The following is a 23,246-nucleotide window of genomic DNA, read 5'->3' as shown; positions in this document are numbered from 1 at the left end:
ATCTCGTAAATCAGGAGAACGACTACAGGCGTGGCAGACAAGTTGTCTCGGCGATGCATGTGCACTTGGTCTTTGTGACGAAGTACCGGCGCGGAGTCTTCAACGACGAGATGCTGACGCGCTGCGAAGAGATCACGCGCAAGGTGTGCGAGGACTTCGAGGCGGAGCTGAAGAATTCAACGGCGAACGCGATCACGTCCACCTCCTGGTGCACTATCCGCCCAAGGTCGCCGTCTCCAAGCTGGTCAACAGCCTCAAGGGCGTTTCCGCCCGCCGGATAGCATAAACGCCCGCTCCAAGGCGCAGGTCAGAGCAGTCCTGAGATGCATTCATCCCCGGCGTGAACGCCGGGGCTTTCTGCAAGAGTCCCGGTAAGCGCCCGCGCACAGGCGACGAGGCCGTCGGCCCCCGATTGTCGGCCAAATGTCATGTCCACCTCTTGACCGCATTGGTTTAGACCTTTAGATTCCAGGCCGTCAGGCTCCCCCGTGCCGGGTCGAGTCGGATCCCCGTGTCGCAACGACGCCCGGCGCCGGCTCACCCTCCCCCACCCTCGCGGCCTGCCCCCGCGCCCCCACCGGAGCCCGGAGGTCACGCCGTGACCCCACCGCCTCTCCCTCAGGAGCACACCCCAGATGCCGACCCCCCACCTCGGTACGAACCTCCACAGACGCGCCCCCCTGGCCAAGCTCACCGTCAGCGCCGTGCTCGCTCTCGCCCTCTCCGCCCTGTTCGCCGTCTCGCCCGCCTGGGCGGCGGACGGGCAGATCACCGGCCTCGCCGGCAAGTGCGTCGACGTCGCCGCGGCGAGCGACGCCAACGGCACGCCCGTCCAGCTCTACGAGTGCAACGGCACGAGCGCCCAGAAGTGGTCCGTCTCAGGCGACGGAACGCTGCGGGCGCTCGGCAAGTGCCTCGACGTCGTCGACCGCAGCACGGCCGACGGAGCCGCCGTCCAGCTGTGGGACTGCTCCGGCGGAGCGAACCAGCAGTGGGTCGTTACAGCCGCCCACGACATCGTCAACCCGGCCGCGGACAAGTGCCTCGACGTCCGGGACAACAACAGCGCCAACGGCACCCGCCTGCAGATCTGGACCTGCACCGGAGGCGCCAACCAGAAGTGGGACGCCCCCGCGAGCGGCGGCGGCACCCCGTCCGGATTCGTCGTCTCCGAAGCCCAGTTCAACCAGATGTTCCCGAACCGGAACCCCTTCTACACCTACAGCGGGCTCACCGCCGCCCTCGGCGCCTACCCCGGCTTCGCCGGCACGGGCAGTGACACGACGCGCAAGCAGGAGGCGGCCGCGTTCCTGGCCAACGTCAGTCACGAGACCGGCGGCCTGGTCTACGTCGTGGAGCAGAACACCGCCAACTACCCCCACTACTGCGACGGGAACCAGCCGTACGGCTGCCCCGCCGGACAGGCGGCCTACTACGGCCGCGGGCCCATCCAGCTGAGCTGGAACTTCAACTACAAGGCCGCGGGCGACGCACTCGGCATCGACCTGCTCAACAACCCCTGGCTGGTGGAGAACGACGCGTCCGTGGCCTGGAAGACCGGCCTGTGGTACTGGAACACCCAGTCGGGTCCCGGCACCATGACCCCGCACGCCGCCATGGTCAACGGCGCCGGCTTCGGGCAGACCATCCGCTCGATCAACGGCTCCCTGGAATGCGACGGCAGGAATCCCGCCCAGGTGCAGAGCCGCGTGGACGCCTACCAGCGCTTCGCCTCCGTCCTCGGCGTGAGCCCCGGTGCCAACCTGTACTGCTGAGCAGCGCATCCCCCCGGCGGGCGGGGCGTGGACCGGGGTTGCGGTCCACGCCCCGCCCGCTGTCGAGGTCAGGAGAGCAACGCGCCGAGCCCGCTCGGTGCCGGAAGGGCCGCGGCACCGATCAGGCCGGCGTCGGGGCCGAGGGCGGCGCGGCGGATGGGCGGGGGCGCCGGCCGGGTGCGGGTGGTGTGGGCGTAGGCCTCGCGCAGTGCGGCGTGCAGCGGCCCGTCACCGGTGCCGAGTCCGCCGCCGAGGACGATCGCCGAGGGGTCGAGGACCCGGACGAGGTGGCCGAGCACGGTGCCCAGCGCCCGTCCGGCGGTGTCCAGGACGCGGGCCGCGTCCGGATCACCGGACAGGGCAAGGGCGGTGACCTCCCGGGCGCCCGGCACGGGGGAGCCGCCGCAGGCGGTGCGGCGTTCGCCGATGCCGCGACCGGAGCAGTACTGCTCCAGGTTTCCCCGCCAGTCCCGGTCCACGGAGGCCGGGACCTCCCACTCCCCCAGCGCGATGGCCTCCCCGCGCCGTCCGGCGACGGGCCGCCCGTCGAGAACGACGGTGGAGGACAGTCCCGTGCCCAGGGACACGTAGAGGAAGTCGGGCAGGCCGCGGCCGACGCCGTGCCGCGCTTCGCCGAGGGCCCCGCAGCGCACGTCGGAGCCGACGGCCACCGGCAGGCCGGGCGCGGCCAGGGCGGCCAGTACGGCGGCCGGCTGCACGTCCCAGGCCAGTACCTCACGGCTGGTCAACTCGCCGTCGACGTCGACGTATTCGGGGAATCCGGCGCCCAGTGCGGTCACCGTGACGCCCAGCCGGGCGGCGTCGTCGAGGAGGGCACGGGCCGCCCGGGCGGTGCCGGTCAGGCCGGGATCGCGCAGTCCTCCCCCGGCGGCGGTGGCGGTGGCGGTGGGCAGTTCACGGCGGTGCAGCAGGGTGCCGTCGGCGGTGACGAGACCGGCGGCGATCTTGGTGCCGCCGACGTCCAGGGCCGCGACGGCGGTCCGGCCGGACGGTTCCCCGGTGGGCGCCGGGATCGAGCTCGTGTTCACGGGAGTTGGCCTTCGCCTGGGATGCGGTGGGTTCAGTCGGAGCTGCGGTGCAGGGTGGCTTCGAGGCGGTACGCGTCGCCGCGGTACACGGCCCGGCCGAGCAGTACCGGGGTGTCGGTCTGGTCGTAGGTGACCTCCTCGCCGACCAGGACCGGGGTGCCCGGCGGCACCCGCAGCAGCTCCGCCTCCAAGGGCTGGGCACCGTCGGCGCGCGCGGTGTACGTGCTGTGCATGACGCGCACCCCGGCCCTGGCCTCCAGTTCGGCGAAGAGCGAACGGTCCGTCAGGTCGACGTCCTCCAGCGCCTGGGCACGGGAGCGCACCAGCACCGTGGTGTCCAGGCACACCGGTACGTCGTCCAGGCCGCGCACCCGGACGACCTCCAGCACCTCGGCGGCGGGTGCGATGCGCAGCCGGGCCGACTCCTCGTAGCCGGCCGGGCGGACCTCGCGGCGCAGCACCCGTGCGGTGGCGGTCAGGCCGCGGTCGCGGGCGATGTCGGTGAAGCTCTTCAGCACGCTGGGCGGTTCGCTGACCACGTCGGTCGCGACGAACCAGCCGCGCTGCGGTGAGGAGTGCACCCGGCCCTCGGTCTCCAGCAGGGCCAGGGCCTGGCGCAGGCTGCTGCGGCTGACGCCGACGCGCTGGGCCAGGGCGCGTTCCCCGGGCAGTTGACTGCCCGGGGCCCATACCCGGCGGTCCAGCAGCTGTCCGAGTGCGCGGCGGGCGAGCTGGACGGCCGGGCCCGCGGTCGTGGTCGCGGTTGCGGCGAGTGCGGGGGCAGGGGCGGGGACGGAGGGTGAGGCCGGTGCGTCATGCGTGGTCACGGTCATGGACCGTACCAGAGCAACCAGTTCATGGACCAGATGAAAATCTGGTCCAAACACTGGACTGACTGGACTGAAGTGCGCCATGATCCCACCACGCCGACATTCGGAAGTTCCTCTTCCGTTCACCGACGTGTGCCCGCCTGGCGTTGTACGGGGCCACGGCCGACCCCTGCCTCCAACAGGCCGCAGGGCCCAGCCCGATGGCACGCCTCGACACCACCATGCGTGACACCACTCACCCGCGACCCGCGACAGCACACCGCGCCGCACCCGAGCCGAGGGAGCCTCGATGCCGTCACATCCACCGGTCCGTCTCGCCGTCATAGGCGCAGGAACGATTTCTCAGTCGGTCCACCTCCCCGCCGTCCAGCGCCTGGGCGCGCTGTTCCAGACCGCCGTCGTGTGCGATCTGTCCCCCTCCCGTGCGGCGGCGGTGGCCGCCCGCTGCGGCGTCGGCGTACGGGCCACGCACCGCTATGAGAGCGTGCTGGCCGACGACACCGTCGACGCCGTGCTGCTGGCCACCCCAGGCACCCACGCGCAGGCCGCACGCGCCGCGCTGGAGGCCGGAAAGCACGTCCTCGCCGAGAAGCCGCTGTGCCTGACCGTGGCCGAGGCCGAGGAGCTGGGCGCGCTCGCCGAGGCCAAGGGCCTGGTGCTCCAGGTCGGCTACATGAAGATGTACGACCCGCTCACCGAGGTCGCCGCGGCCGAGCTGGCCGAGCTGGACACCCCGCGCACCGTCCGGGTCACCGTGCTGCATCCCGCCGACGAACCCCAGGTGGAGCATCTGCGGCTGGACCCGCCGGCCGACGACGCGGACACCTCGGTGATCGCCGAGTCGCTCGCCTACGAGGACGCGCGCACCCTCGACGCCCTCGGCGAGGTGCCCGCCGAACTGGGCCGCTACTACCGCGACGTGCTCAACGGCTCGGTGATCCACGAGCTCTCTGTCCTGCGCGCGCTCGGCTTCACCCTGCCCACCGCCTTCGACACCGCCGAGCTGTGGCCGTGGCCGGTCGAGGGCGAACCGCCGTGCCTGCTGGCCACCGCGCCGCTCGGTGACGGCGCCCGGCTGGTGCTCAACTGGAACTGGCTTCCGGACCACCCCGAGTACGGCGAGGAGATCGCCGTGCTCGCCCGCGACGGCCGGCTCCGCCTGGACATGGCCGCGCCCTACCTGGTGGACGTGCGTTCCACGCTGCGCGTGGAACGCGCGGAGGGCGCGGTGCGCCGCGACACCACCGCACGCCACGGCTACGACACCGGGTTCGTCCGCCAGCTGGAGGAGTTCGCCGCGGCGGTCCACGGCGAGGCGAAGGTCCGCTCGGGTGCAGCCGGGGCGGCCGAGGACGTGCGCTGTCTCCAGGCCCTGGTCGCCACGCTCGCCGAGCGGGTGGGCGTCGAGATCGGCGGCGAGGCCGCGCACGGGGGTGCCGCATGACCGGCCGCACCACGAACCCCGGCGCCGGTGACGCGCTGCCCGACGGGATCCTGATCGGCAACGCGCCGGTGAGCTACGGCGTGTACGGCGAGGGCGCCGGCGGGCCCGGTTCCTCCCCGAGCGCCCTGCTGGCCTCCATGTCCGAGGCCGGCTACCAGGGCAGCGAACTCGGCCCGCCCGGCTTCTTCGGCACGCCCGAGCAGGCCGCCGCGCTCTTCACCGAGCACCGGCTGGCCGCCGTCGGCGCCTACATCCCCGTGCACTACGCGCTCGGCGACGACGTCGTGGAGCACGACCTGGCCCGGATGGAACAGACCTGCCGTGAACTGGCGGCGTGCGCCGAGGCGGCGGGCACCCCCGCCGACCAGGCGCCGCTGGCCATCCTCGCCGACGAGGGCAGCGAGACCCTGCTGCACCACCCCGCCAGGTCCTGGGACGACCGCTCGCTGGCCCTTGACGAGGCCGGCTGGGAACGCCTGGCCCGGCTGTCCGAGCGGGCGGTGGCGATGGCCCGCTCCTACGGACTGCGCCCCTCCTTCCACCCGCACATCAGCACCTTTGTGGAGTCGCCCTGGGAGGTCGAGCGGCTGCTGGAGCTGACCGAGGTCGGCCTCACCCTCGACATCGCGCACATCCAGCTGGCGGGTGGCGACCCCGTGGCGTGCCTGCGGGCCTGGCGCGAGCGGATCAACCACGTGCACGTCAAGGACGTACGCATGGCGGTGCTCGCCGAAGCCAAGGCCTCGGGCCGCACCGACTTCGACGAGTGGTGGGCCGACGTCTGTGTGCCGTTCGGCGCGGGCGACGTCGACATCGACGCCTTCCTGTCCGAGCTGCTGCGCGGCGGCTACCGGGGCTGGCTGCTCGTCGAGCAGGACCGGGCGCCGACCCCGGCCGAGGAATATCCGCAGGTCGCCGCCGAGCAGGCGGCCAACCATGCCTGGCTGGCCGCGAAGGTGGCCGCCCACTCCTGATCACCCCGGTGCCTGGGACGCACGGCCCGCCGGCCGTGCCTCCCGGCGCCGTTCCCGGTCCGCCCGTGCGCGGACCCGAAGTGGAGCAAGGATGAAGAAGCTGCGATGGACCGGGGCCGCGGGGGTCGCCCTGGCCGGGCTGCTGGTCTCCGGGTGCGGTGTCCCAGGGGCCGGTGGCACCACCGCCTCGTCCGGCGTCACCGGACCCCGGATCACCCAGCCGGTGACCGTCCAGGAGGTGGCCAAGTCCGGCCCCACCACCCTGCGGGTGCTCGCCGACTCGGGCGAGGACGCCACGCTCAAGGCGCTCGTGCCGATGTACGAGAAGAGGTACCCCAACGTCAAGGTCGACGTCGTCACCAAGGGCTTCGACGACCTGATGAAGACCGTCGTCAACTCGATGTCCGGCACCGACGCGCCCGACCTCGTGCAGGGCAACCAGGGCTACGGAACCGACGGCCCGCTGGTCAAGGCCGGACTGATCCGCCCGCTGGACGACGTGATGCGCGCCTACGGCTGGGAGAACACCTTCACCGACGGCGCCCTCAAGCAGTACCGCTGGACCCCGGACGGCGCCGTCTTCGGCTCCGGCAGCCTCTACGGCATCTCGCCGGCCACCGAGTACGTCGGGGTGTTCTACAACACCGACAAGCTGGCCAGGCTCGGCATCAAGCCGCCCACGACCTACGCCGAGTTCACCGCCGCGCTGGCCCGCGCCAAGGCCGCCGGAGAGCAGCCCATCATGCTGGGCAACGCCGAGAAGTACCCCGCCAGCCAGGTCATCGGCCTGGTCCAGGCGCAGAACGTGGCCAGCCGCGACATCCGCTCCTGGATCAGCGGAGTCCCCGGTGCCACCATCGCCGACCCGGGCACCGAGGCCGCGGCCGGCACCGTGCAGGACTGGGCGAAGCGCGGCTGGTTCGGCAAGGGCTACGACGGCATCAGCTCCGACGACGCGGTCGCCAAGTTCAGCCACGGCCAGGGCGTCTTCCTGGTCGCCGGCTCCTGGAACGCGCCCGCCCTCCAGCAGAGCATGAACGGCCATGTCGGCTTCACCCTGCCCACCCGGCCCGACGGCACCCGCGCCACGGTCGGTTCGCTCGGCCTGGGCTGGCACATCAGCTCCAAGACCCAGCACCTGCCCGCCGCGGTCGCCTTCCTCGACATGCTGATGAGCGACCGGTTCGCGCAGACCCTCGCCGACGTCGGCCGCACCCCGGTCACCGGCCAGGGCAAAGTCAAGGCCGACAGCAAGGTCGTCGACCAGGTCAACGGCATCGGGCTCAAACTGCTCGCCGACGACGGGCAGAACTTCTACCTCGACTGGGCCTCCACCACGATGCTCGACACCATCGGCTCCAAGACCCAGGACCTCCTGGCCGGCCGTATCTCGCCCCACGGCTTCACCGAGGGCCTGCAGAACAACTGGCAGGCGTTCCAGGACCAGCAGCGCCAGGACGCGGCAGCCGCCGGGGGCACCCCGTGACCGCGGCCCCGCTCTCCGGACGGGCCACCGCCACCGAGCCCGCACCCTCCCACGAGGACCGCACCGGCCAGGAACCCCGGGACCAGCGGCGACGGCACGGCCTGCGCGCCTGGGCCGGACGCCAGTACTGGCCCGCCGTCTGGTACCTGCTGCCCGCCGCCGTCTTCTACACGCTGTTCGTGCTGCGGCCGCTCGGCCAGACCGTCTGGATATCGCTGTTCCGCTGGGACGGCCTCACCGAGGGCCGCTGGGTGGGCCTCGGCAACTACCGCGCCCTGTTGTCCGACACCCGCATCCCCGCGGCGATCGGTCACTCGCTGGAGTTCGTGGTCTTCTACGCGCTGTTGCCGGTCGCCCTCGGCCTGTTCCTCGCCGCCCTGATGTCCCGCATCCGGATCCACGGGCTGAGCTTCTTCCGCGCGGTGCTGTTCCTGCCGCAGATCCTGGCCACCGTCGTGGTCGCCGTCTCCTGGCGCTGGATCTACGACATCGACGGGCCGCTCAACGCCGCCCTGCGCGCCGTCGGCCTCGGTTCCCTGGCCCGCGCCTGGCTGGGCGACTACCACACCGCCCTGCCCTCGGTCGGCCTGGTCGGCACCTGGGTGATGTACGGGCTGTGCATGGTGCTCTTCCTGGCCGGCACCCAGAAGATCCCCACCGAGCTGTACGAGTCCGCCCGCATCGACGGCTGCGGCGCGATCCGTGAGTTCTTCACCGTCACCCTGCCCGCGCTGCGCGGCGAGATGTCCATCGCCCTGGTCCTCACCATCACCTACGCCCTGCGCAACTTCGACCTGGTGTGGAACACCACCACCGGCGGCCCCGGCACCTCCACCACCGTGCCCAGCGTCTTCATCTACCAGGGCGCCTTCCTCACCCACGAGGTCGGCGGCGCCGCCGCGATCAGCGTCTGTCTGACCGCCGTGGTGCTGGTGGTGACCGGGGTCGTCATGCGCCTGGTGCGCGGAAAGGAGGGCTGACGGATGCTCACCAGCCGCCGCCAGACCGTCATCGGACACGCCGTCCTGGTGGTCGCCGCCATCGCCGCCCTGTACCCCTTCCTGTCCGTGGTGCTGCTTGCGCTCAGCAAGCCCGGCACCCGGCAGAGCGGCTTCACCCTGCCCACCTCGATCAGCTTCGCCAACTTCTCCCAGGCCTGGACCCGGGGACTGTTCTCCCAGGCCCTGCTCTCCAGCCTGATCGTGGCCGCCGCCGTGGTGGTGGGCACCATCGTCCTTGCGGTGCTGGCCGGTTACGCCTTCGCGGCCTTCCCCTTCCCGCTCAAGGGAGTTCTCCTCGGACTGCTCCTCGTCGGTCTGGTGATGCCCTACGAGGCCACCGTGATCCCGCTCTACTACCAGCTACGCGCCTGGCACCTCACCAACACCTACTGGGCGCTGATCCTGCCGCAGATCGGCCTGTCCCTGCCCTTCGCGGTCTTCTGGATGCGCACCTTCTTCGTCTCCACCCCGCCGGCACTGCGCGAGGCGGCCTCCGTCGACGGCGCCTCCAGGTTCCGCACCCTGCGGTCCATCCTGCTGCCGATGGCCGTACCCGCCATCGGCACCCTCGCCACCCTGCTCTTCCTCTTCGCGTGGAACGAGTTCCTGCTGGCGCTGGTCCTCGTCCCGGACGACCGCAGCGTGCAGACCGCACCGCTGGCCCTGTCGTTCTTCGCGGGCAACCGGCGCAACAGCGACCCGGGCGTCACGGCGGCCGCCGCCGTCATCGTCGCCCTGCCCGTACTCATCAGCTACATCGCCCTCCAGCGCCGCATGATCAGCGGCATGCTGGCGGGCGCCGTAAAGGAGTGACCCCCATGTCGGCCCCCCTTCCCCCGCGCGTCTTCGACAGCCCCGCCCTGCTCGGCGCGGAGCTGGCCCGCGAGATCGCGGACGGAATCGCGGAAGCAGCAGGCGCCGGCCGGCGCTATGTGCTGGGCTGCCCCGGCGGCCGCAGCCCCAAGCCGGTCTACGAGGCGCTCGCCGAACTGACCGCCGAGCGCCGGCTCGACCTGCGGCATGTCGTCATCGCCATGATGGACGAGTACGTCCTGCCCGACCCCGACGCGCCGGGCGGCTTCCACGACGTCGACCACGGCGCGCACAACAGCTGCCACCGCTTCGCCGCCGAGGAGATCGTCGCCCCCCTCGACGCCGCCGCAGGACCCGGCCGGGGCATCCCCGCCGACGCGATCTGGTTCCCCGACCCGGCCGACCCGGAGGCCCACGAACGGCGCCTCGTCGACTGCGGAGGCGTCGACCTGTTCCTCCTGGCCTGCGGCGCCTCGGACGGGCACATCGCCTTCAACCCGCCCGGCACCGACCGCCACAGCACCTGCCGGATCGTCGAACTCGCCGACACCACCCGCGTCGACAACATGGGCACCTTCCCCGGCTTCACCTCCCTGGACGAGGTGCCCCGGCACGGCGTCACCGTCGGCGTGGAGACCATCGTGGCCCACTCCCGGCGCGCGGTGATGATCGTGCACGGCGCCCACAAGCGCGAGGCCGTGCGCCGCCTGACCGCCGCCCACGGCTACGACCCGGCCTGGCCCGCCACCCTGGTCACCGAGTGCGCCGACGCCGCGCTGTACGTCGACCGGGCCTCGTCGGCCCTGGAGGACGCCGCATGACGTACGACCTGATCACCCTCGGCCGGGTCGGCGTCGACCTCTACCCGCAGCAGACCGGGGTCGGCCTGGCCGAGGTGAGCACCTTCGCCAAGTACCTCGGCGGCAGCGCCACCAATGTCGCCGTCGCCGCCGCCCGGCACGGACTGCGCAGCGCGGTCGTCACCGGCGTCGGCGACGACCCGCTGGGCGGCTTCGTCCGCGCCGCGCTGCGCGGCTTCGGCGTGGACGAACGGCATGTGGTGACCGTGCCCGGGGCCCAGACCCCGGTGGTGCTGTGCGAGATCTTCCCGCCGGACGACTTCCCGCTCTACTTCTACCGGCCCGACGCCCCCGACCTGCGGCTGCTGCCCGCACACCTGGACCTGCCCGCGCTGCGCGCCGCCCGGGTCGTGTGGGCCACCGGCAGCGGCCTGTGCGCCGAACCCTCGTACGGCACCACCCTGCGGGCGCTCGCCGAACGCGACGCCGGCACCGACACCGTGCTCGACCTGGACTGGCGCCCGATGTTCTGGGACCGGCCCGAGGACGCGCCCGCCCGCTACGCCCGCGCCCTGGAACACGCCACCGTCGCGGTCGGCAACCGCGACGAGGTCGAGGTCGCGGTGGGCACCCGTGACCCCGACCGGGCCGCGGACCTGCTGCTCGCCCGAGGAGTACGGCTGGCCGTGGTCAAACAGGGCCCGGACGGGGTCCTGGCCCGCACCGCGACCGAGGACGTACGGGTGCCGCCGATCCCCGTCGAGGTGGTCAACGGCCTCGGCGCGGGCGACGCCTTCGGCGGCGCCCTGGTCGCGGGCCTGCTGGCCGGACGTCCGCTGACCGACACCCTGGCCGCCGCCAACGCCGCCGGAGCGCTGGTCGCCTCCCGGCACTCCTGCGCCGACGCGATGCCCACCCCCGAAGAGATCGCCGAGCTGACCGGCCGCACCGCTCCGCGCGCCGCCACCACCCTCACCACCGGAGAACCCCGTTGAGCACCACCCTCGCCACCAGCCGCGCCGCCCGTGACCTCGCCGAGGTCACCCGGATCCGGCTCACCGACCCCGACGCGATCCGCCGGGCCGCCCTCGCCCGCCCGAAGTTCGACGCCGCGGGCCTCGCCCGGCCGCTGTTCATCCTGGCCGCCGACCACCCGGCGCGCGGCGCGGTGGCCGCCGGGGGCAACGCCACCGCCATGGGCGACCGCCACGAACTGCTGGCCCGCTGTGTCGAGGCGCTCTCCCGCCCCGGCGTGGACGGCTTCCTCGGCACCCCCGACCTGGTCGAGGACCTGACCCTGCTCGGCGCGCTCGACGGCAAGCTGGTGCTGGGCTCGATGAACCGGGGCGGCATCCCCGGCTCCTCCTTCGAACTCGACGACCGCTTCACCTGTTACGACGCCCGCGGCATCGAGGAGGGCGGGCTGGACGGCGGCAAGGTGCTGCTGCGCGTCGACCCCGCCGACCCGGGCACCGCCGAGACCCTCAGAGGGACCGCCGCCGCCGTCAACGAACTGGCGGAGCGCCGGCTGCTCGCCCTGATAGAACCCTTCAAGTCCGTGCGCGAGGGCGGCAGGGTGCGCAACATCCTGGAGCCCGACGCACAGATCTGGGTGAACAACATCGCCTCCGCGCTCGGCCGCACCTCCGCCTACACCTGGCTCAAGGTCCCGGTCGTCCCCGAGATGGAGCGCATGATGGCCTCCACCACCATGCCCACCCTGCTGCTCGGCGGCGAGGGCGGCGGCGACCCCGACGCCATGTACGCCTCCTGGCAGCGGGCGCTGCGCATCGAGCACGTCCGCGGGCTGATCATCGGCCGCACCATGCTCTTCCCCGCCGACGGCGATGTGGCCGGCGCCGTGGACACCGCCGTCTCGCTGCTCGGCCGGGAGTCCTGATGACCCGTCGGCTGCATCTGCCCGACGGCACCGCGGGGGCGGACGGCTTCCGGCTGGCGGTCACCCCGCAGGACGCCGGGTGGACCTACAGCTCCGTGCGCGTGCTCGACCTCGCACCGGGCGCCTCCCGGACCCTGGACACCGGGGACAGCGAGCTGATCGTGCTGCCGCTGTCCGGAAACTGCCGGGTGGAGATCGACGGCACCTCCTTCGACCTCGACGGCCGCGCCGACGTCTTCAGCCGGGTCACCGACTTCGCCTACGCCCCGCGCGACGCCCGGGTCACCGTCCACTCCACGGGCGGCGGCCGGTTCGCGCTGCCCGCGGCCCGCTGCGAGCGCCGGCTGGCACCCGCCTACGGGCCCGCCGAGGCGGTGCCGGTCGAGATCCGCGGCGCCGGCCCCGCCACCCGGCAGGTGAACAACTTCGCCTCCCCCGAGGGCTTCCCCTGCGACCGCCTGGTCGCCGTGGAAGTGCTCACCCCCGGCGGGAACTGGTCGTCCTATCCGCCGCACAAGCACGACGAGCGGCGCCCCGGAGAGGCCGTGCTGGAGGAGATCTACTACTTCGAGATCGGCGGCCCCGGCCCGCACGGCCTCGGCTACCAGCGGGTGTACGAGCCCGTGGCGGCCGGAGGCGACGGGGTGGACGTGCTGGCGGAGGTCCGGCAGGGCGATGTGGTGCTCGTCCCCCGGGGCTACCACGGCCCCTCGATGGCCGCGCCGGGACACCCCCTGTACTACCTCAATGTGCTCGCCGGGCCGCACCCGCAGCGCACCATGGCGTGCTGCGACGACCCGGCCCACCACTGGGTGCGCGCCTCATGGGACGGCCAGGCCGCCGACCCCCGGGTGCCGATCTGCGACGCCGGAGGGCCACGATGACCACGACCGGATCCCGTCCCACTCGCCGACTGACCACCGCCCAGGCGCTGGTGGCGTTCCTCGCGCAGCAGTACACCGAGCGGGACGGCGTCGAACAGCGGCTGGTCGAGGGCTGCTTCGGCATCTTCGGCCACGGCAACATCGCGGGGCTCGGCCAGGCCCTGCTGGAACGCCCGGACGACCTGACCTACCACCAGGCCCGCAACGAGCAGGCCATGGTGCACGCCGCGGTGGCCTACGCCCGCACCCGGCGCAGGCTGTCCACCCTGGCCTGCACCGCCTCGGTGGGGCCCGGTGCCACCAATATGGTCACCGGGGCGGCCCTGGCCACCGTCAACCGGCTGCCGGTGCTGCTGCTGCCCGGCGACACCTTCGCCTCCCGCGCCGCCTCGCCGCTGCTCCAGGAACTGGAGCAGCCGTACGCCGCCGACCTCACCGTCAATGACGTCTTCCGGCCCGTCTCCCGGTTCTTCGACCGGATCTGGCGGCCCGAGCAACTGCTCTCCTCGGCCGTGCAGGCGATGCGGGTGCTCACCGACCAGGCCGAGACCGGCGCCGTCACCCTGTGCCTGCCGCAGGACGTCCAGGCGGAGGCCTGGGACTTCCCCGAGGAGTTCTTCGCTCACCGGGTGTGGCACATCCGCCGCCCGGCCCCCGACGAGGCGTCACTGGCTGCCGCCGTACGGCTGCTGCGGGGCGCCCGGCGCCCGCTGATCGTGGCCGGCGGCGGGGTGATCCACTCCGACGCCACGACCGCACTCGCGGAGTTCGCCGCCGCCACCGGGGTGCCGGTCGCGGTCACCCAGGCCGGCAAGGCCGCGCTGCCGCACGGCCACCCGGCGGCCGTCGGCGCCATCGGTCACACCGGCAGCGCCGCGGCCAACGCCCTGGCCCGCGAGGCCGATGTGGTGATCGGCATCGGCACCCGCTGGCAGGACTTCACCACCGCCTCACGCACCCTGTTCGCCGACCCCGAGGTGGCCTTCGTCAACCTCAACATCGCCGCGTTCGACGCCGCCAAGCAGGCCGGGGTGTCCCTGGTCGCGGACTCCCGCGCGGGCCTCCAGGCGCTGGGCACCGCGCTGTCCGGCTGGTCGGCCGCCCCGGACTGGCGCGAGCGCGCGGCCCGGCTGGTGCGCGGCTGGGACGCGGTGGCGGACGCCGCCTTCACCGCGGGACACCAACCGCTGCCCGCCCAGAGCGAGATCATCGGCGCGCTGCGGGACGCCATGGGAGAGCGGGACGTGGTGGTGTGCGCCGCCGGTTCGATACCGGGCGATCTGCACAAGCTGTGGCGTCCCAGTGACCCGCTGGGCTACCACGTCGAGTACGGGTTCTCCTGCATGGGCTACGAGATCGCCGGAGGGCTCGGCGTGAAGATGGCCGCGCCCGACCGCGAGGTCGTGGTGCTGGTCGGCGACGGCTCCTATCTGATGATGGCTCAGGAGATCGCCACGGCCGTCGCCGAGGGGCTCAAGCTGGTCGTGGTACTGGTGCAGAACCACGGCTTCGCCTCGATCGGCGCGCTGTCGGAACAGGTCGGCGCCGACCGGTTCGGCACCCGCTACCGCTACCGCGACCCGGCCACCGGTCACCTGGACGGTGACATCCTGCCGGTCGACCTGGCCGCGAACGCCGCGAGCCTGGGCGCGGACGTGCTCCGCGCCCAGGGCCTGGACGGCTTCCGCGAGGCGCTCGCCACCGCCCTGGCGGCCGAGCGCACCACCGTCGTCCATGTGGAGACCGACCCCCTGGTACCGGCACCCGGCTCCGACGCCTGGTGGGACGTCCCGGTCGCCGAGGTCTCCGCACTGCCGTCGGCCACCGCGGCCCGCGCCGCCTACGAGCAGCACAAGAAGGCCCAGCGCCCGCTGCTCACCCCGCCCCCGGCCTGAACCGGCCGCCGGCCCGCGTCCACCGGGACTCCCGGAGCGGACGCGGGCCGGCGCACCGGTGCTGGGACAGTCGTCACCACCGACGGAGGCGGCCCAGGCCCACTGAGCCGTTCCTCGTCGTGGAGCGAGCGGGTCGGCCGGTCCGGCGAGGAGCGACCGCGGGGCGGCCTCGACCGACGGACCGAGCAAGCGCGCTGTAGTACTCCTTGGGCCGGGTCTCGAAGTCCACCCACGCGGACAGCCCCGCAGGACCGCTGTCCGGTCCCCGCAGCAGGTCGACGGAGGCCTGGGCGAACTGCTGCTGGACACCTTCCCGTTGGGCCTCGGCCAGCAGCGGGCGCAGCTCGGCCACGGCCTCCCGGGCGTCCTGGCGCTGCTCCTTTCCCGCGCCCAGCATCTGCTTCCAGCCGGCCGCCGGGGCCGCGTCGGCCAGCACCGGGTCCAGACGCGCGGTCAGTTCCCTGCCCGTCGCCGCGGCCTGCTCCATCCCCGGACCGGCCTCCACCAGCACCCGAAGAGCGACGACGAGTGCCGTGGTCCGCGGCTCGGGTCGCGCCGCGTCGATCCGGACCGCCAGGGCCTCGTCCGCCTCGTCGGCGATCCGCCGGGCGGCGGCCACCACCTGCCCGGCCGCGGTCCGTCCCACTCCGGGGATCTGCCCCAGACGCCACTCCCCCGCTTCGAGCACGTCCCGCACGGTTCGGACCCCAGCCTTCTCCAACTGCTTCGCGGTCGACCGGATTCCGGCCGTCTTCCAGAGCCGTGTGACCGGAATCCGGCTCAGCTCAGCGTCCACCAGTTCCCGATGGAGCGGGGCCCAGGCCGCCCGTACCGCTTCCACCGCCCGTCCATGGTCCTGGACCACCAGTGCTGCGGCCTCCCGCAGGCGCGTCGCCGCACGGACGACCTTGGGCTGCGCGCCGCGCCCGCGGTTCAGTGCGCTGATGTTCCCGCCGACGAGGGCGACGACCGTCAGCAGCAGCCCGACCGTCACCAGCACGTCGGAGACCCCGATCTGCTCACTGATCTCGTCGTCCTGCGCCAGTACGTACAGGTCGCCCCGGCCCGGGCCTTCGGCGATCACAAACCCGGTGTCCCAGCCGAGGTTCGAACCCGGTTCGTAGTTCGGTGCCTTCAGGATCTCGTCCCGGTCGGCATCGCATTGGTAGGGCGCTTCGCGTTCACGGTGTGCGAAGGGATCCGTCCAGCGGACCCTGCACTTCCCGTCGGGCTGCTCGTCCAGCACGGTCAGGTCGGTCCGCCGGAGTTCGGGGTAGTCCGGCGCGGCCCAGTACACGCCGATCGAGCACAGGATCAGCATCAGGCCGCACACCAGCATCCACCGGAAGAAACCCACGTGCCGCATCCGGAAACCTCCCCCCTGGGTCCGCCCCGCCGAACGAGCCGAACGCGCCGACCACGACCAGCCTGTACCGCGCGCGTCAGGTCGGCAAGGACCGGCGCAGGCAGCCGGGCGGCCCGATTTCCTGCCTGCTCCCGGCAATTCGGCGACCGGCGCAGCCGGGGTGCTGGAGGAGGGGCCTCGCTGGTGCGGCGGATACGCTGGACCTGCGAGGACGGGAGTGGAACAGGGAGACCGCGTTGGACAAGCCGCTGAAGAACCCCCCGCCGTACGCCATCGCCAGCGTCGATCACGCGCTGCGGGCGGCCACCATGCTTCAGCTGGAGGGCGGGCTGACCGTGTCGCAGGTCGCCGAGCGCCTCGGCGTGGCCCGGTCGACCGCGCACCGGCTGCTGGCGATGCTCGTGTACCGGGACTTCGCCGTGCAGGACGAGAACCGTGTGTACCGCGCGGGCCCGGTCCTGGAGCTGGCCGCCCACTCGCAGTCGCAGGTGTCCCGCCTGCGTACCGTCGCGCTGCCCCATCTGCACCGGTTGGTCGACCTGCTGGAGGAGACGGCCAACCTGACAATCCGCACCGGGGACACGGCCCGGTTCATCGCGAGCGTCGAGTGCGCGCAGGCGCTGCGCGTGGGTTCACGGGAGGGCATGGTCTTCCCGGCGCACCGCACGACGGCGGGGCTGCTGCTCCTCGCCGAGCTGGGCGGGGAGCAGCTCGAGGAGGTGTACGCCCTGGAGCGCTACCGCGACCGGCCCGGGGACCGGCCCGATCTGGCGGCGCTGCGGCAGGAGCTGGCGCGGGTGCGCCGGGGCGGATTCGCGGTGAACCAGGACCGCTCCGAGCGGGGGCTCGTCGCCGTCGGGGTGCCGGTGCGCGGCGCGGACGGGGTAGCGCTGGCGGGCGTGTCGGTGTCGCTGCCCGGGGTGCGCTACGCACCGGGTCGGTTGCAGTCGCTGGTGGCGACGCTGAACGCGGCCGCGCGGGCCATCGAGGCGGATCTGACCACACGCTGAGGAAGGCGGCCGCGGCCGCCTCGCGAGGCACTTCACGGGGGAATCGTCCGTCGGCGTCGGACGGCAAAAAGATCGGCGTCGGACGGCAAAAAGAAAGGGAAAGGAGGTCACCCGCTCCTTTCCACTCTCAACGTATAGCGCACTGGGGGGCTTGCGGCAAGGCCCCCGTCGTGCCGCAGAATCGCCGGCCGAAGCCGGAAATCGAGGGTGGGTGTCGCGAAGTGCGTGTGCTGTTGTCGACGTATGGATCGCGTGGGGACGTCGAACCGCTGGTGGCACTCGCGCTGCGGCTGCGGGAACTCGGCGCGCAGGTGCGGATGTGCGCGCCGCCGGACGAGGACTTCGCTCAGCGGTTGGCCGGTGTCGGCGTGCCTCTGGTGCCGGTCGGCCGGTCGGCGCGCGCGCTGACGACCGCGGCACCGTCGCCGTCGTCCCTGCCGCAGCGCGCGGCCGAGTTGATCGCCGGACAGCTCGACGCGGTCACCGCGGCGGCCGAGGGGTGCGACGCGCTGGTGGCGACCGGCATGATGCCGGCCGCGGCCGGCGCCCTGTCGGTGGCCGAGAGACTGGGCATCCGCTCCGTGTCGGTGACCTTCCAGCAGCTCGTCCTGCCGGCGCCGCACCGCGCGCCGCTGGCGTATCCAGGCCGGTCGTTCCCACCGGAGGTGACCGACAACGGGACGCTGTGGGACCTGGACGCCCAGAGCATCAACGCGCTGTTCGGTGAGGCGCTCGACACGAACCGCGCGTCGATCGGGCTGCCCCCGGTGGACGACGTCCGCGAGTACGTCATCGGCGGCCGGCCGTGGCTGGCGACGGACCCCGTCCTGGACCCGTGGCAGGGGACCCCGGACCTCGACGTCGTCCAGACCGGCGCGTGGATCGTCCCCGACGTGCGCGCACTCCCCGCGGAGCTGACGGCATTCCTGGACGCCGGTACGCCACCGGTGTACGTGGGCTTCGGCAGCATGCCCCTGCACACCTCGAAGGACGTCGCCCGGACGGCCGTCGCGGCGGTCCGGGCACAGGGCCGCCGCACGGTCGTGGCCCGCGGCTGGGCCGACCTGTCCCTCGTCGACGACCGTGCCGACTGCTTCGTCGTCGGCGAGGTCAACCAGCAGGCGCTGTTCGGCCGGGTGGCCGCCGTCGTGCACCACGGTGGCGCGGGCACCACGACGACAGCCGCCCGCGCCGGCGCGCCCCAGGTGGTGGTGCCCCAGGCGGCGGACCAGCCGTACTGGGCCGCCCGGGTGGCAGACCTCGGCATCGGCGCGGCGCACGACGGTCCGACCCCGACCTTCGCGTCCCTGTCGGCCGCCCTCGGGGCGGCCCTCGCCCCCCGCACCCGCGCACGGGCGACCGCCGTGGCCGCCACGATCCGCACCGACGGCGCGGCGGTCGCCGCGAAGCTGCTGCTCGACGCGATGAGCTGAGAAGTACGCCAGTCCGCCCAGTCCGCCCGTGCCCGCGTGAGCCACGCGCGCTCGTCGAGCCGGGCCCCGCAGAACGACCACCCGAACTCCACGCCGGACCGGCACCCTGCCGCACGCAACGGTCGCAAGCGACTCCAGATCGGAACCGAAGACCATGAAACCCCTCACCGCCAGTGCTTTCGACCTTCCCGACCGGCTGTCCCCCAAGGCCGACCCGACACTGATCGCCGACGACGAGCAGCACTTCGCGGCCCTCGCGGAGTGCCTCGAGCAGTCGATCGCCGAGGTGTCCGACCGCCTCGCCGCCGCACGCAGGGCGCCCGGCGGCATGGGCCGGCAGGCGCTCGACCGGGACCTGGAGATCCACCGGCTGACCGCTCGCCTGCGCACGCTGCGCCGCTTCGGTCTGGACCTGTGCCTCGGCCGCATGGTCGGCGCGGAGCATCCCGAACCCCTGTACATCGGGCGGCTCGGCCTCACGGACAGCACGGGTCGCCGACTGCTGCTCGACTGGCGCTCCCCCGCGGCCGAGCCGTTCTTCGGAGCCACCCACGCCAACCCGATGGGCCTGACGAGCCGCCGCAGGTATCGCTGGACGCGCGGCCGGATCAGCGACTACTGGGACGAGGTCTTCACCGCGGACGAGTTCGCCGGGCACGCCGCGGCACTCGACGACCAGTCCGCCTTCATCGCCAGCCTGGGCAGCAGCCGCTCGCCCCGGATGCGCGACGTGCTCGGCACCATCCAGGCCGACCAGGACGCCATCATCCGCGCGGGTTCCCGCGGTGCTCTCGTCGTCGACGGCGGTCCGGGTACGGGGAAGACCGTCGTCGCCCTGCACCGCGCCGCCTACCTCCTCCACTCCGACCCCCGCCTCGGTCACCGCCGCGGCGGCCTGCTGTTCGTGGGCCCGCACCAGCCCTACCTCGGCTACGTCGCCGACGTCCTCCCCAGTCTCGGAGAGGAGGGCGTGCAGACCTGCACCCTGCGCGACCTCGTCGCCGAGGGAGCCGCCGCGGCGGTCGAGCGCGACCCGGGCGTGGCCCTCCTGAAGTCCTCCGCGGACATGGTGAAGGCGATCGAGACGGCCGTCAGGTTCTACGAGGAGCCGCCCGCCGAGGGGATGACGGTCACGACCCCCTGGTCCGACATCCGGCTCAGCGCCGGCGACTGGGCCGCGGCGTTCGAGGCGGCGGAACCCGGCACCCCGCACAACGAGGCGCGTGAGCAGATCCTGGACGAACTGCTCACGATCCTGGTGGACAAGCACGACGGCGGCGTCTCGGCCGACCTGCTCCGCACCTCGCTGACGCGGAACAGGGAACTGCTCACGGCGCTCCACCGCGCGTGGCCGCTGCTCGAGGCGGCCGACCTCGTCTCGGACCTGTGGTCGGTACCCGCCTACCTGCGGATGTGCGCTCCCTGGCTCAGCCGCGACGAGGTTCGGCTGCTGCAACGTACGGACGCACAGGCGTGGACGGTGTCCGACCTGCCGCTGCTGGACGCGGCGCGGCAGCGGCTCGGCGATCCGGAGGCGTCGCGGCGCAAGGCCCGGCACGAGGCCGTGCTCGCCGCCCAGCGCGCGCGGATGGAGCAGGTCGTCGACAACCTGATCGCCGCCGCGACGGACTCCGGGGCCGACGGTGACGACGGCGAGGGCCTGGTGAGGATGTTGCGCGGTGAGGACGCCGAGGTCAGCCTGGTCGACGAGTCCGAAGTGCCCACCGCCGACCCGGACCTGCTCGCGGGACCGTTCGCGCACATCGTCGTCGACGAGGCCCAGGAGCTGACCGACGCGGAGTGGCAGATGCTGCTGCTGCGGTGCCCGTCCCGGAGCTTCACCATCGTCGGGGACCGCGCCCAGGCCAGGCACGGGTTCACGGAGTCGTGGCGGGAACGGCTCGAACGGATCGGCCTCGACCGGATCGACCTGGCCTCCCTGAGCATCAACTACCGCACGCCGGAAGAGATCATGGCGGAGGCCGAGCCGGTCGTCCGGGCCGTGCTCCCGGACGCCAACGTGCCGACGTCGGTCCGCAGCGGCGGCGTCCCCGTCGTGCACGGATCCACCGCGGACCTGCACACGGTCCTCGACACCTGGCTCGCGGCGCACGCCGACGGGATCGCCTGCGTCATCGGCGATCCCACGTTCCCGACCACGTCCCGCGTCCGGTCACTCACCCCGGAGCTGTCGAAGGGACTCGAATTCGACCTGGTCGTCCTCGTCGACCCGGAGAGGTTCGGCGAGGGCGTCGAAGGGGCGATCGACCGCTATGTGGCCATGACAAGAGCGACCCAGCAGCTGGTCATCCTCACGAGCCCCTGACGTTGGCCGGGCCGCGACGTCCGTGCCGTCTGCCGGGGCGGGTGCCGGGCCGTCTGCCGGTGTGGCATCCGGTGACCGCCCGCCTCGGCACCACCACACGGAAAAACAGGTGTCGCCGGCCCCCGTGCCGTCCCTACCGTTCAGGATCATGGATGACATCACTGCCCCGCCACGGCTGACCCGCCTCGCCTTCCACGGCCCGCTCTCCGAGGACCGGGCCGCCGGGATGGTCCGGCGGCTCGCCTCCGCGGCCGGTCCGACGGCCCCGACCACCGTGCTCGACCTCGGCTGCGGCTGGGGCGAGCTCATGCTCCGCCTCCTCGAGGCGATGCCCGGCGCGAGCGGAGTCGGCGTCGACCTCAACGAGGAGGACCTGGCCCGCGGGCGCGCCAACGCCGAGGGCCGCGGGCTGGCCGAACGCGTCCACTTCGTCCAGGAGTCCGCCGCCGGCACCTCCCGAGACCCCGCCGATCTCGTACTCTGCCTCGGCGCCAGCCACGCCCTCAGCGAGGCCCGACCCCCCGAGCACACCGCGGCCGCCCTGCACTCCCTCCGGAGTCTGGTCACCCCGGGCGGCCGGGTCCTGCTCGGTGAGGGTTTCTGGCAACGCCCGCCCGCCCCGGGCGAGTTGGCGGCCATGTGGCCTGACGCGTCCGCCTCCGAGTTCCACCACCTCGGCGACCTCGCCGACCTCGCCGTCGCCGCGGGGTTCCGTCCGGCGTGGATCGAGACCGCGAGCAACGACGAATGGGAGGAGTTCGAGTCCGCCTACCGGTCCGACGTCGAGGAATGGCTCGCCACCCACCCCGGTCATCCGCTGGCCGAGGAGACCCGCGACCGCGTCGACCGCCACCGCGACAGGTGGCTGCGGGGTTGGCGCGGCGTCCTGGGCATGGCCTACCTGACCCTCGTCCCCGTGGCCTGAGGGTCGGCGGGATCAGTCATCGGTGTCACGGAACGCCCGACAGCCTGCGCTGTCGGGCACCGCTCCCCTCCGGCTCCGCTGCGCTCAGCCCTGTTCCTTTCGCCTGCTGCGCACGAGCCAGGTGGCTCCCCCGACGGCCAGAGCGACCGGCCACTCGAGGACCCCGGCGACGGCGAGGGCTCCCAGTCCCCCGTAGAAGACCAGGTCCCGGGTGGTCACCTTCTCCAGGCTGACGTGCGGCATCGGAACCGGGGCGTGGAACATGCGCGTGGGCCAGTGGGCGCCCCCGTCAGGATGGGCCTCCCCGGTCCCGTTCTGCCGGGAGTGCGCACGCTCCGTGAACGCCTGCGTGCTCCGGGCCCCGTACTGCCCCTTCTGGGCCCGCACGCGCGCCGCGGGTTCGAGCGTGGTCAGTCCAGCCTCTGACATCTTCTTCTGGGCCCGAACACGCTCGGTGGGCTCGAGCACCGTCTCGGCTGCCGTAACCATCCCCGCTCCTCCTTTCCTGTGAGCCGGTATGGATGTGCCTCTGCTTCCATCCTCGCGCGCCGTCGGCCGTAGAGCCGCCTCGCGGGGGACCCGGACGGCTCGACCGGGCCCCGCATCCGCTCACTTCCCGGCCGCGGGGCAGGCCGTCACGGCTCGCAGTAGGCGAGGGGAGTGACGTCGTAACTCTGGGTGGTGGACGTGTTGTGGAAGTTCACGGTCCAGCTGTCGCCGGGGTTCGTGCTCGTGCTCTGGTAGCTGTTCACGGGGATGACTTCGTCGCCCCCGACCCAACCCCCGCCGACCGCCGTCTGACCGGCCGGACACACAGTGACCAAGGCCAGCGTCTGCCCTGGCGTCAGCGTCGCGTCACCTCCGACGACCTGAGTGATGTCAGCGGCGCCCGTCGCACCCTGCGGACCGCTCGCACCCTGCGGACCGGTGTCACCCGTGTCGCCCTGGGGACCGGTCGCGCCAGTGTCACCCTGAGGACCGGCCACACCCTGCGAGCCCGTAGCACCCGTGTCGCCCTGAGGACCCGTAGCACCGGCGTCACCCTGAGCGCCGGTCGCACCGATGTCACCCTGCGGACCGGTAGCACCGCTGTCGCCCTGAGGGCCCGTAGCACCAGTGTCGCCCTGAGGGCCGGTCACACCCTTCCTCTCCGGGGGATGTGGCAGTCACTGCGCGTGCGGCTTCTCTCCGGAGACAGTGCGTGGGTGCGTGCTTGCCACCATGGGCACCCCCGCAGAGGGAATTGGATCGGGTCAGCCGGTGCCGTCCAGGTACCGGCTGACCCGGTGGTACACGCTAGGGCCCGTTGCGGATGCGTGAACCGGATGTGCGGGA

Annotated in this window: 19 protein-coding genes and 1 pseudogene; 16 read left to right on the top strand and 4 right to left on the bottom strand. The window is 72.8% G+C overall.

Features of this window, described 5'->3' with window-relative positions; all coding sequences use genetic code 11:
* Nucleotides 1-53 precede the first annotated feature (53 nt).
* Together tnpA and ACIHCX_RS25935 are read left to right on the top strand one after the other, a co-directional pair.
* Nucleotides 54-280 (top strand): annotated as a pseudogene (gene tnpA / locus ACIHCX_RS25940) (IS200/IS605 family transposase); the annotation flags it as partial.
* 355 nt (nucleotides 281-635) lie between these two features.
* Complete coding sequence (locus tag ACIHCX_RS25935) at nucleotides 636-1,775, top strand: glycoside hydrolase family 19 protein (protein WP_400033392.1); 1,140 nt, start codon at nucleotides 636-638, stop codon at nucleotides 1,773-1,775.
* Between the two features lie 68 nt (nucleotides 1,776-1,843).
* Here ACIHCX_RS25935 and ACIHCX_RS25930 read toward each other — a convergent pair whose 3' ends face one another.
* Complete coding sequence (locus ACIHCX_RS25930) at nucleotides 1,844-2,824, bottom strand: ROK family protein (RefSeq protein WP_400033390.1); 981 nt, start codon at nucleotides 2,822-2,824, stop codon at nucleotides 1,844-1,846.
* 32 nt (nucleotides 2,825-2,856) lie between these two features.
* Nucleotides 2,857-3,651, bottom strand: coding sequence for a GntR family transcriptional regulator (locus ACIHCX_RS25925; protein ID WP_400033388.1), 795 nt, complete (start codon nucleotides 3,649-3,651; stop codon nucleotides 2,857-2,859).
* Nucleotides 3,652-3,943: 292 nt separating this feature from the next.
* Here ACIHCX_RS25925 and ACIHCX_RS25920 point away from each other — a divergent pair, with 292 nt between their 5' ends.
* The 10 genes from ACIHCX_RS25920 (at nucleotide 3,944) to iolD (ending at nucleotide 14,851) form a co-directional block, all read left to right on the top strand.
* Complete coding sequence (locus ACIHCX_RS25920) at nucleotides 3,944-5,098, top strand: Gfo/Idh/MocA family oxidoreductase (RefSeq protein WP_400033386.1); 1,155 nt, start codon at nucleotides 3,944-3,946, stop codon at nucleotides 5,096-5,098.
* The gene (locus ACIHCX_RS25915) at nucleotides 5,095-6,072 is read left to right on the top strand and encodes a sugar phosphate isomerase/epimerase family protein (RefSeq protein WP_400033384.1); all 978 of its coding nucleotides are present in this window, start codon (nucleotides 5,095-5,097) and stop codon (nucleotides 6,070-6,072) included. Before ACIHCX_RS25920 ends, ACIHCX_RS25915 begins: the two co-directional genes overlap by 4 nt.
* A gap of 91 nt (nucleotides 6,073-6,163) precedes the next feature.
* Entirely contained in the window at nucleotides 6,164-7,558 is a 1,395-nt protein-coding gene (locus ACIHCX_RS25910; protein WP_400033382.1) for an ABC transporter substrate-binding protein, read from the top strand.
* Nucleotides 7,555-8,538 carry a carbohydrate ABC transporter permease gene (locus ACIHCX_RS25905; RefSeq protein WP_400033379.1) on the top strand — a complete coding sequence of 328 codons (984 nt, stop codon included), beginning with the start codon at nucleotides 7,555-7,557 and terminating at the stop codon, nucleotides 8,536-8,538. Before ACIHCX_RS25910 ends, ACIHCX_RS25905 begins: the two co-directional genes overlap by 4 nt.
* A gap of 3 nt (nucleotides 8,539-8,541) precedes the next feature.
* Nucleotides 8,542-9,372, top strand: coding sequence for a carbohydrate ABC transporter permease (locus ACIHCX_RS25900; RefSeq protein ID WP_400033377.1), 831 nt, complete (start codon nucleotides 8,542-8,544; stop codon nucleotides 9,370-9,372).
* Between the two features lie 5 nt (nucleotides 9,373-9,377).
* On the top strand, nucleotides 9,378-10,193 hold the full coding sequence (locus ACIHCX_RS25895; protein WP_400033375.1) for a 6-phosphogluconolactonase: 816 nt from the start codon (nucleotides 9,378-9,380) through the stop codon (nucleotides 10,191-10,193).
* Nucleotides 10,190-11,167 carry a 5-dehydro-2-deoxygluconokinase gene (gene iolC / locus ACIHCX_RS25890; protein WP_400033373.1) on the top strand — a complete coding sequence of 326 codons (978 nt, stop codon included), beginning with the start codon at nucleotides 10,190-10,192 and terminating at the stop codon, nucleotides 11,165-11,167. Before ACIHCX_RS25895 ends, iolC begins: the two co-directional genes overlap by 4 nt.
* Nucleotides 11,164-12,072 (top strand): deoxyribose-phosphate aldolase, encoded by a 909-nt coding sequence (locus ACIHCX_RS25885; RefSeq protein WP_400033371.1) that lies wholly within the window; start codon nucleotides 11,164-11,166, stop codon nucleotides 12,070-12,072. The genes iolC and ACIHCX_RS25885 overlap by 4 nt, the downstream gene beginning before the upstream one ends.
* Entirely contained in the window at nucleotides 12,072-12,956 is an 885-nt protein-coding gene (gene iolB, locus ACIHCX_RS25880; RefSeq protein WP_400033369.1) for a 5-deoxy-glucuronate isomerase, read from the top strand. The genes ACIHCX_RS25885 and iolB overlap by 1 nt, the downstream gene beginning before the upstream one ends.
* Entirely contained in the window at nucleotides 12,953-14,851 is a 1,899-nt protein-coding gene (gene iolD / locus ACIHCX_RS25875) for a 3D-(3,5/4)-trihydroxycyclohexane-1,2-dione acylhydrolase (decyclizing) (protein WP_400033367.1), read from the top strand. The genes iolB and iolD overlap by 4 nt, the downstream gene beginning before the upstream one ends.
* A gap of 73 nt (nucleotides 14,852-14,924) precedes the next feature.
* Here iolD and ACIHCX_RS25870 read toward each other — a convergent pair whose 3' ends face one another.
* A complete protein-coding gene (locus tag ACIHCX_RS25870; RefSeq protein WP_400033365.1) occupies nucleotides 14,925-16,217 on the bottom strand; it encodes a helix-hairpin-helix domain-containing protein in 1,293 nt (430 codons plus the stop codon).
* Nucleotides 16,218-16,453: 236 nt separating this feature from the next.
* On the opposite strand from ACIHCX_RS25870, the gene ACIHCX_RS25865 reads away from it, so the two are divergent.
* The 4 genes from ACIHCX_RS25865 (at nucleotide 16,454) to ACIHCX_RS25850 (ending at nucleotide 21,911) form a co-directional block, all read left to right on the top strand.
* Nucleotides 16,454-17,227, top strand: coding sequence for an IclR family transcriptional regulator (locus ACIHCX_RS25865; protein ID WP_400033363.1), 774 nt, complete (start codon nucleotides 16,454-16,456; stop codon nucleotides 17,225-17,227).
* Between the two features lie 227 nt (nucleotides 17,228-17,454).
* A complete protein-coding gene (locus tag ACIHCX_RS25860) occupies nucleotides 17,455-18,660 on the top strand; it encodes a glycosyltransferase (RefSeq protein WP_400033914.1) in 1,206 nt (401 codons plus the stop codon).
* Between the two features lie 154 nt (nucleotides 18,661-18,814).
* The gene (gene helR, locus ACIHCX_RS25855) at nucleotides 18,815-20,986 is read left to right on the top strand and encodes an RNA polymerase recycling motor ATPase HelR (protein ID WP_400033361.1); all 2,172 of its coding nucleotides are present in this window, start codon (nucleotides 18,815-18,817) and stop codon (nucleotides 20,984-20,986) included.
* Nucleotides 20,987-21,134: 148 nt separating this feature from the next.
* A complete protein-coding gene (locus ACIHCX_RS25850) occupies nucleotides 21,135-21,911 on the top strand; it encodes an SAM-dependent methyltransferase (protein ID WP_400033359.1) in 777 nt (258 codons plus the stop codon).
* 84 nt (nucleotides 21,912-21,995) lie between these two features.
* Here ACIHCX_RS25850 and ACIHCX_RS25845 read toward each other — a convergent pair whose 3' ends face one another.
* On the bottom strand, nucleotides 21,996-22,400 hold the full coding sequence (locus ACIHCX_RS25845) for a hypothetical protein (RefSeq protein WP_400033357.1): 405 nt from the start codon (nucleotides 22,398-22,400) through the stop codon (nucleotides 21,996-21,998).
* Nucleotides 22,401-23,246: the final 846 nt, after the last annotated feature.

The organism is Streptomyces sp. NPDC052043 (assembly GCF_044548235.1).
Taxonomy (GTDB): domain Bacteria; phylum Actinomycetota; class Actinomycetes; order Streptomycetales; family Streptomycetaceae; genus Streptomyces.
Note: the sequence above shows the minus strand (reverse complement) of the source record. Positions and strands in the feature narration are given on the sequence as shown.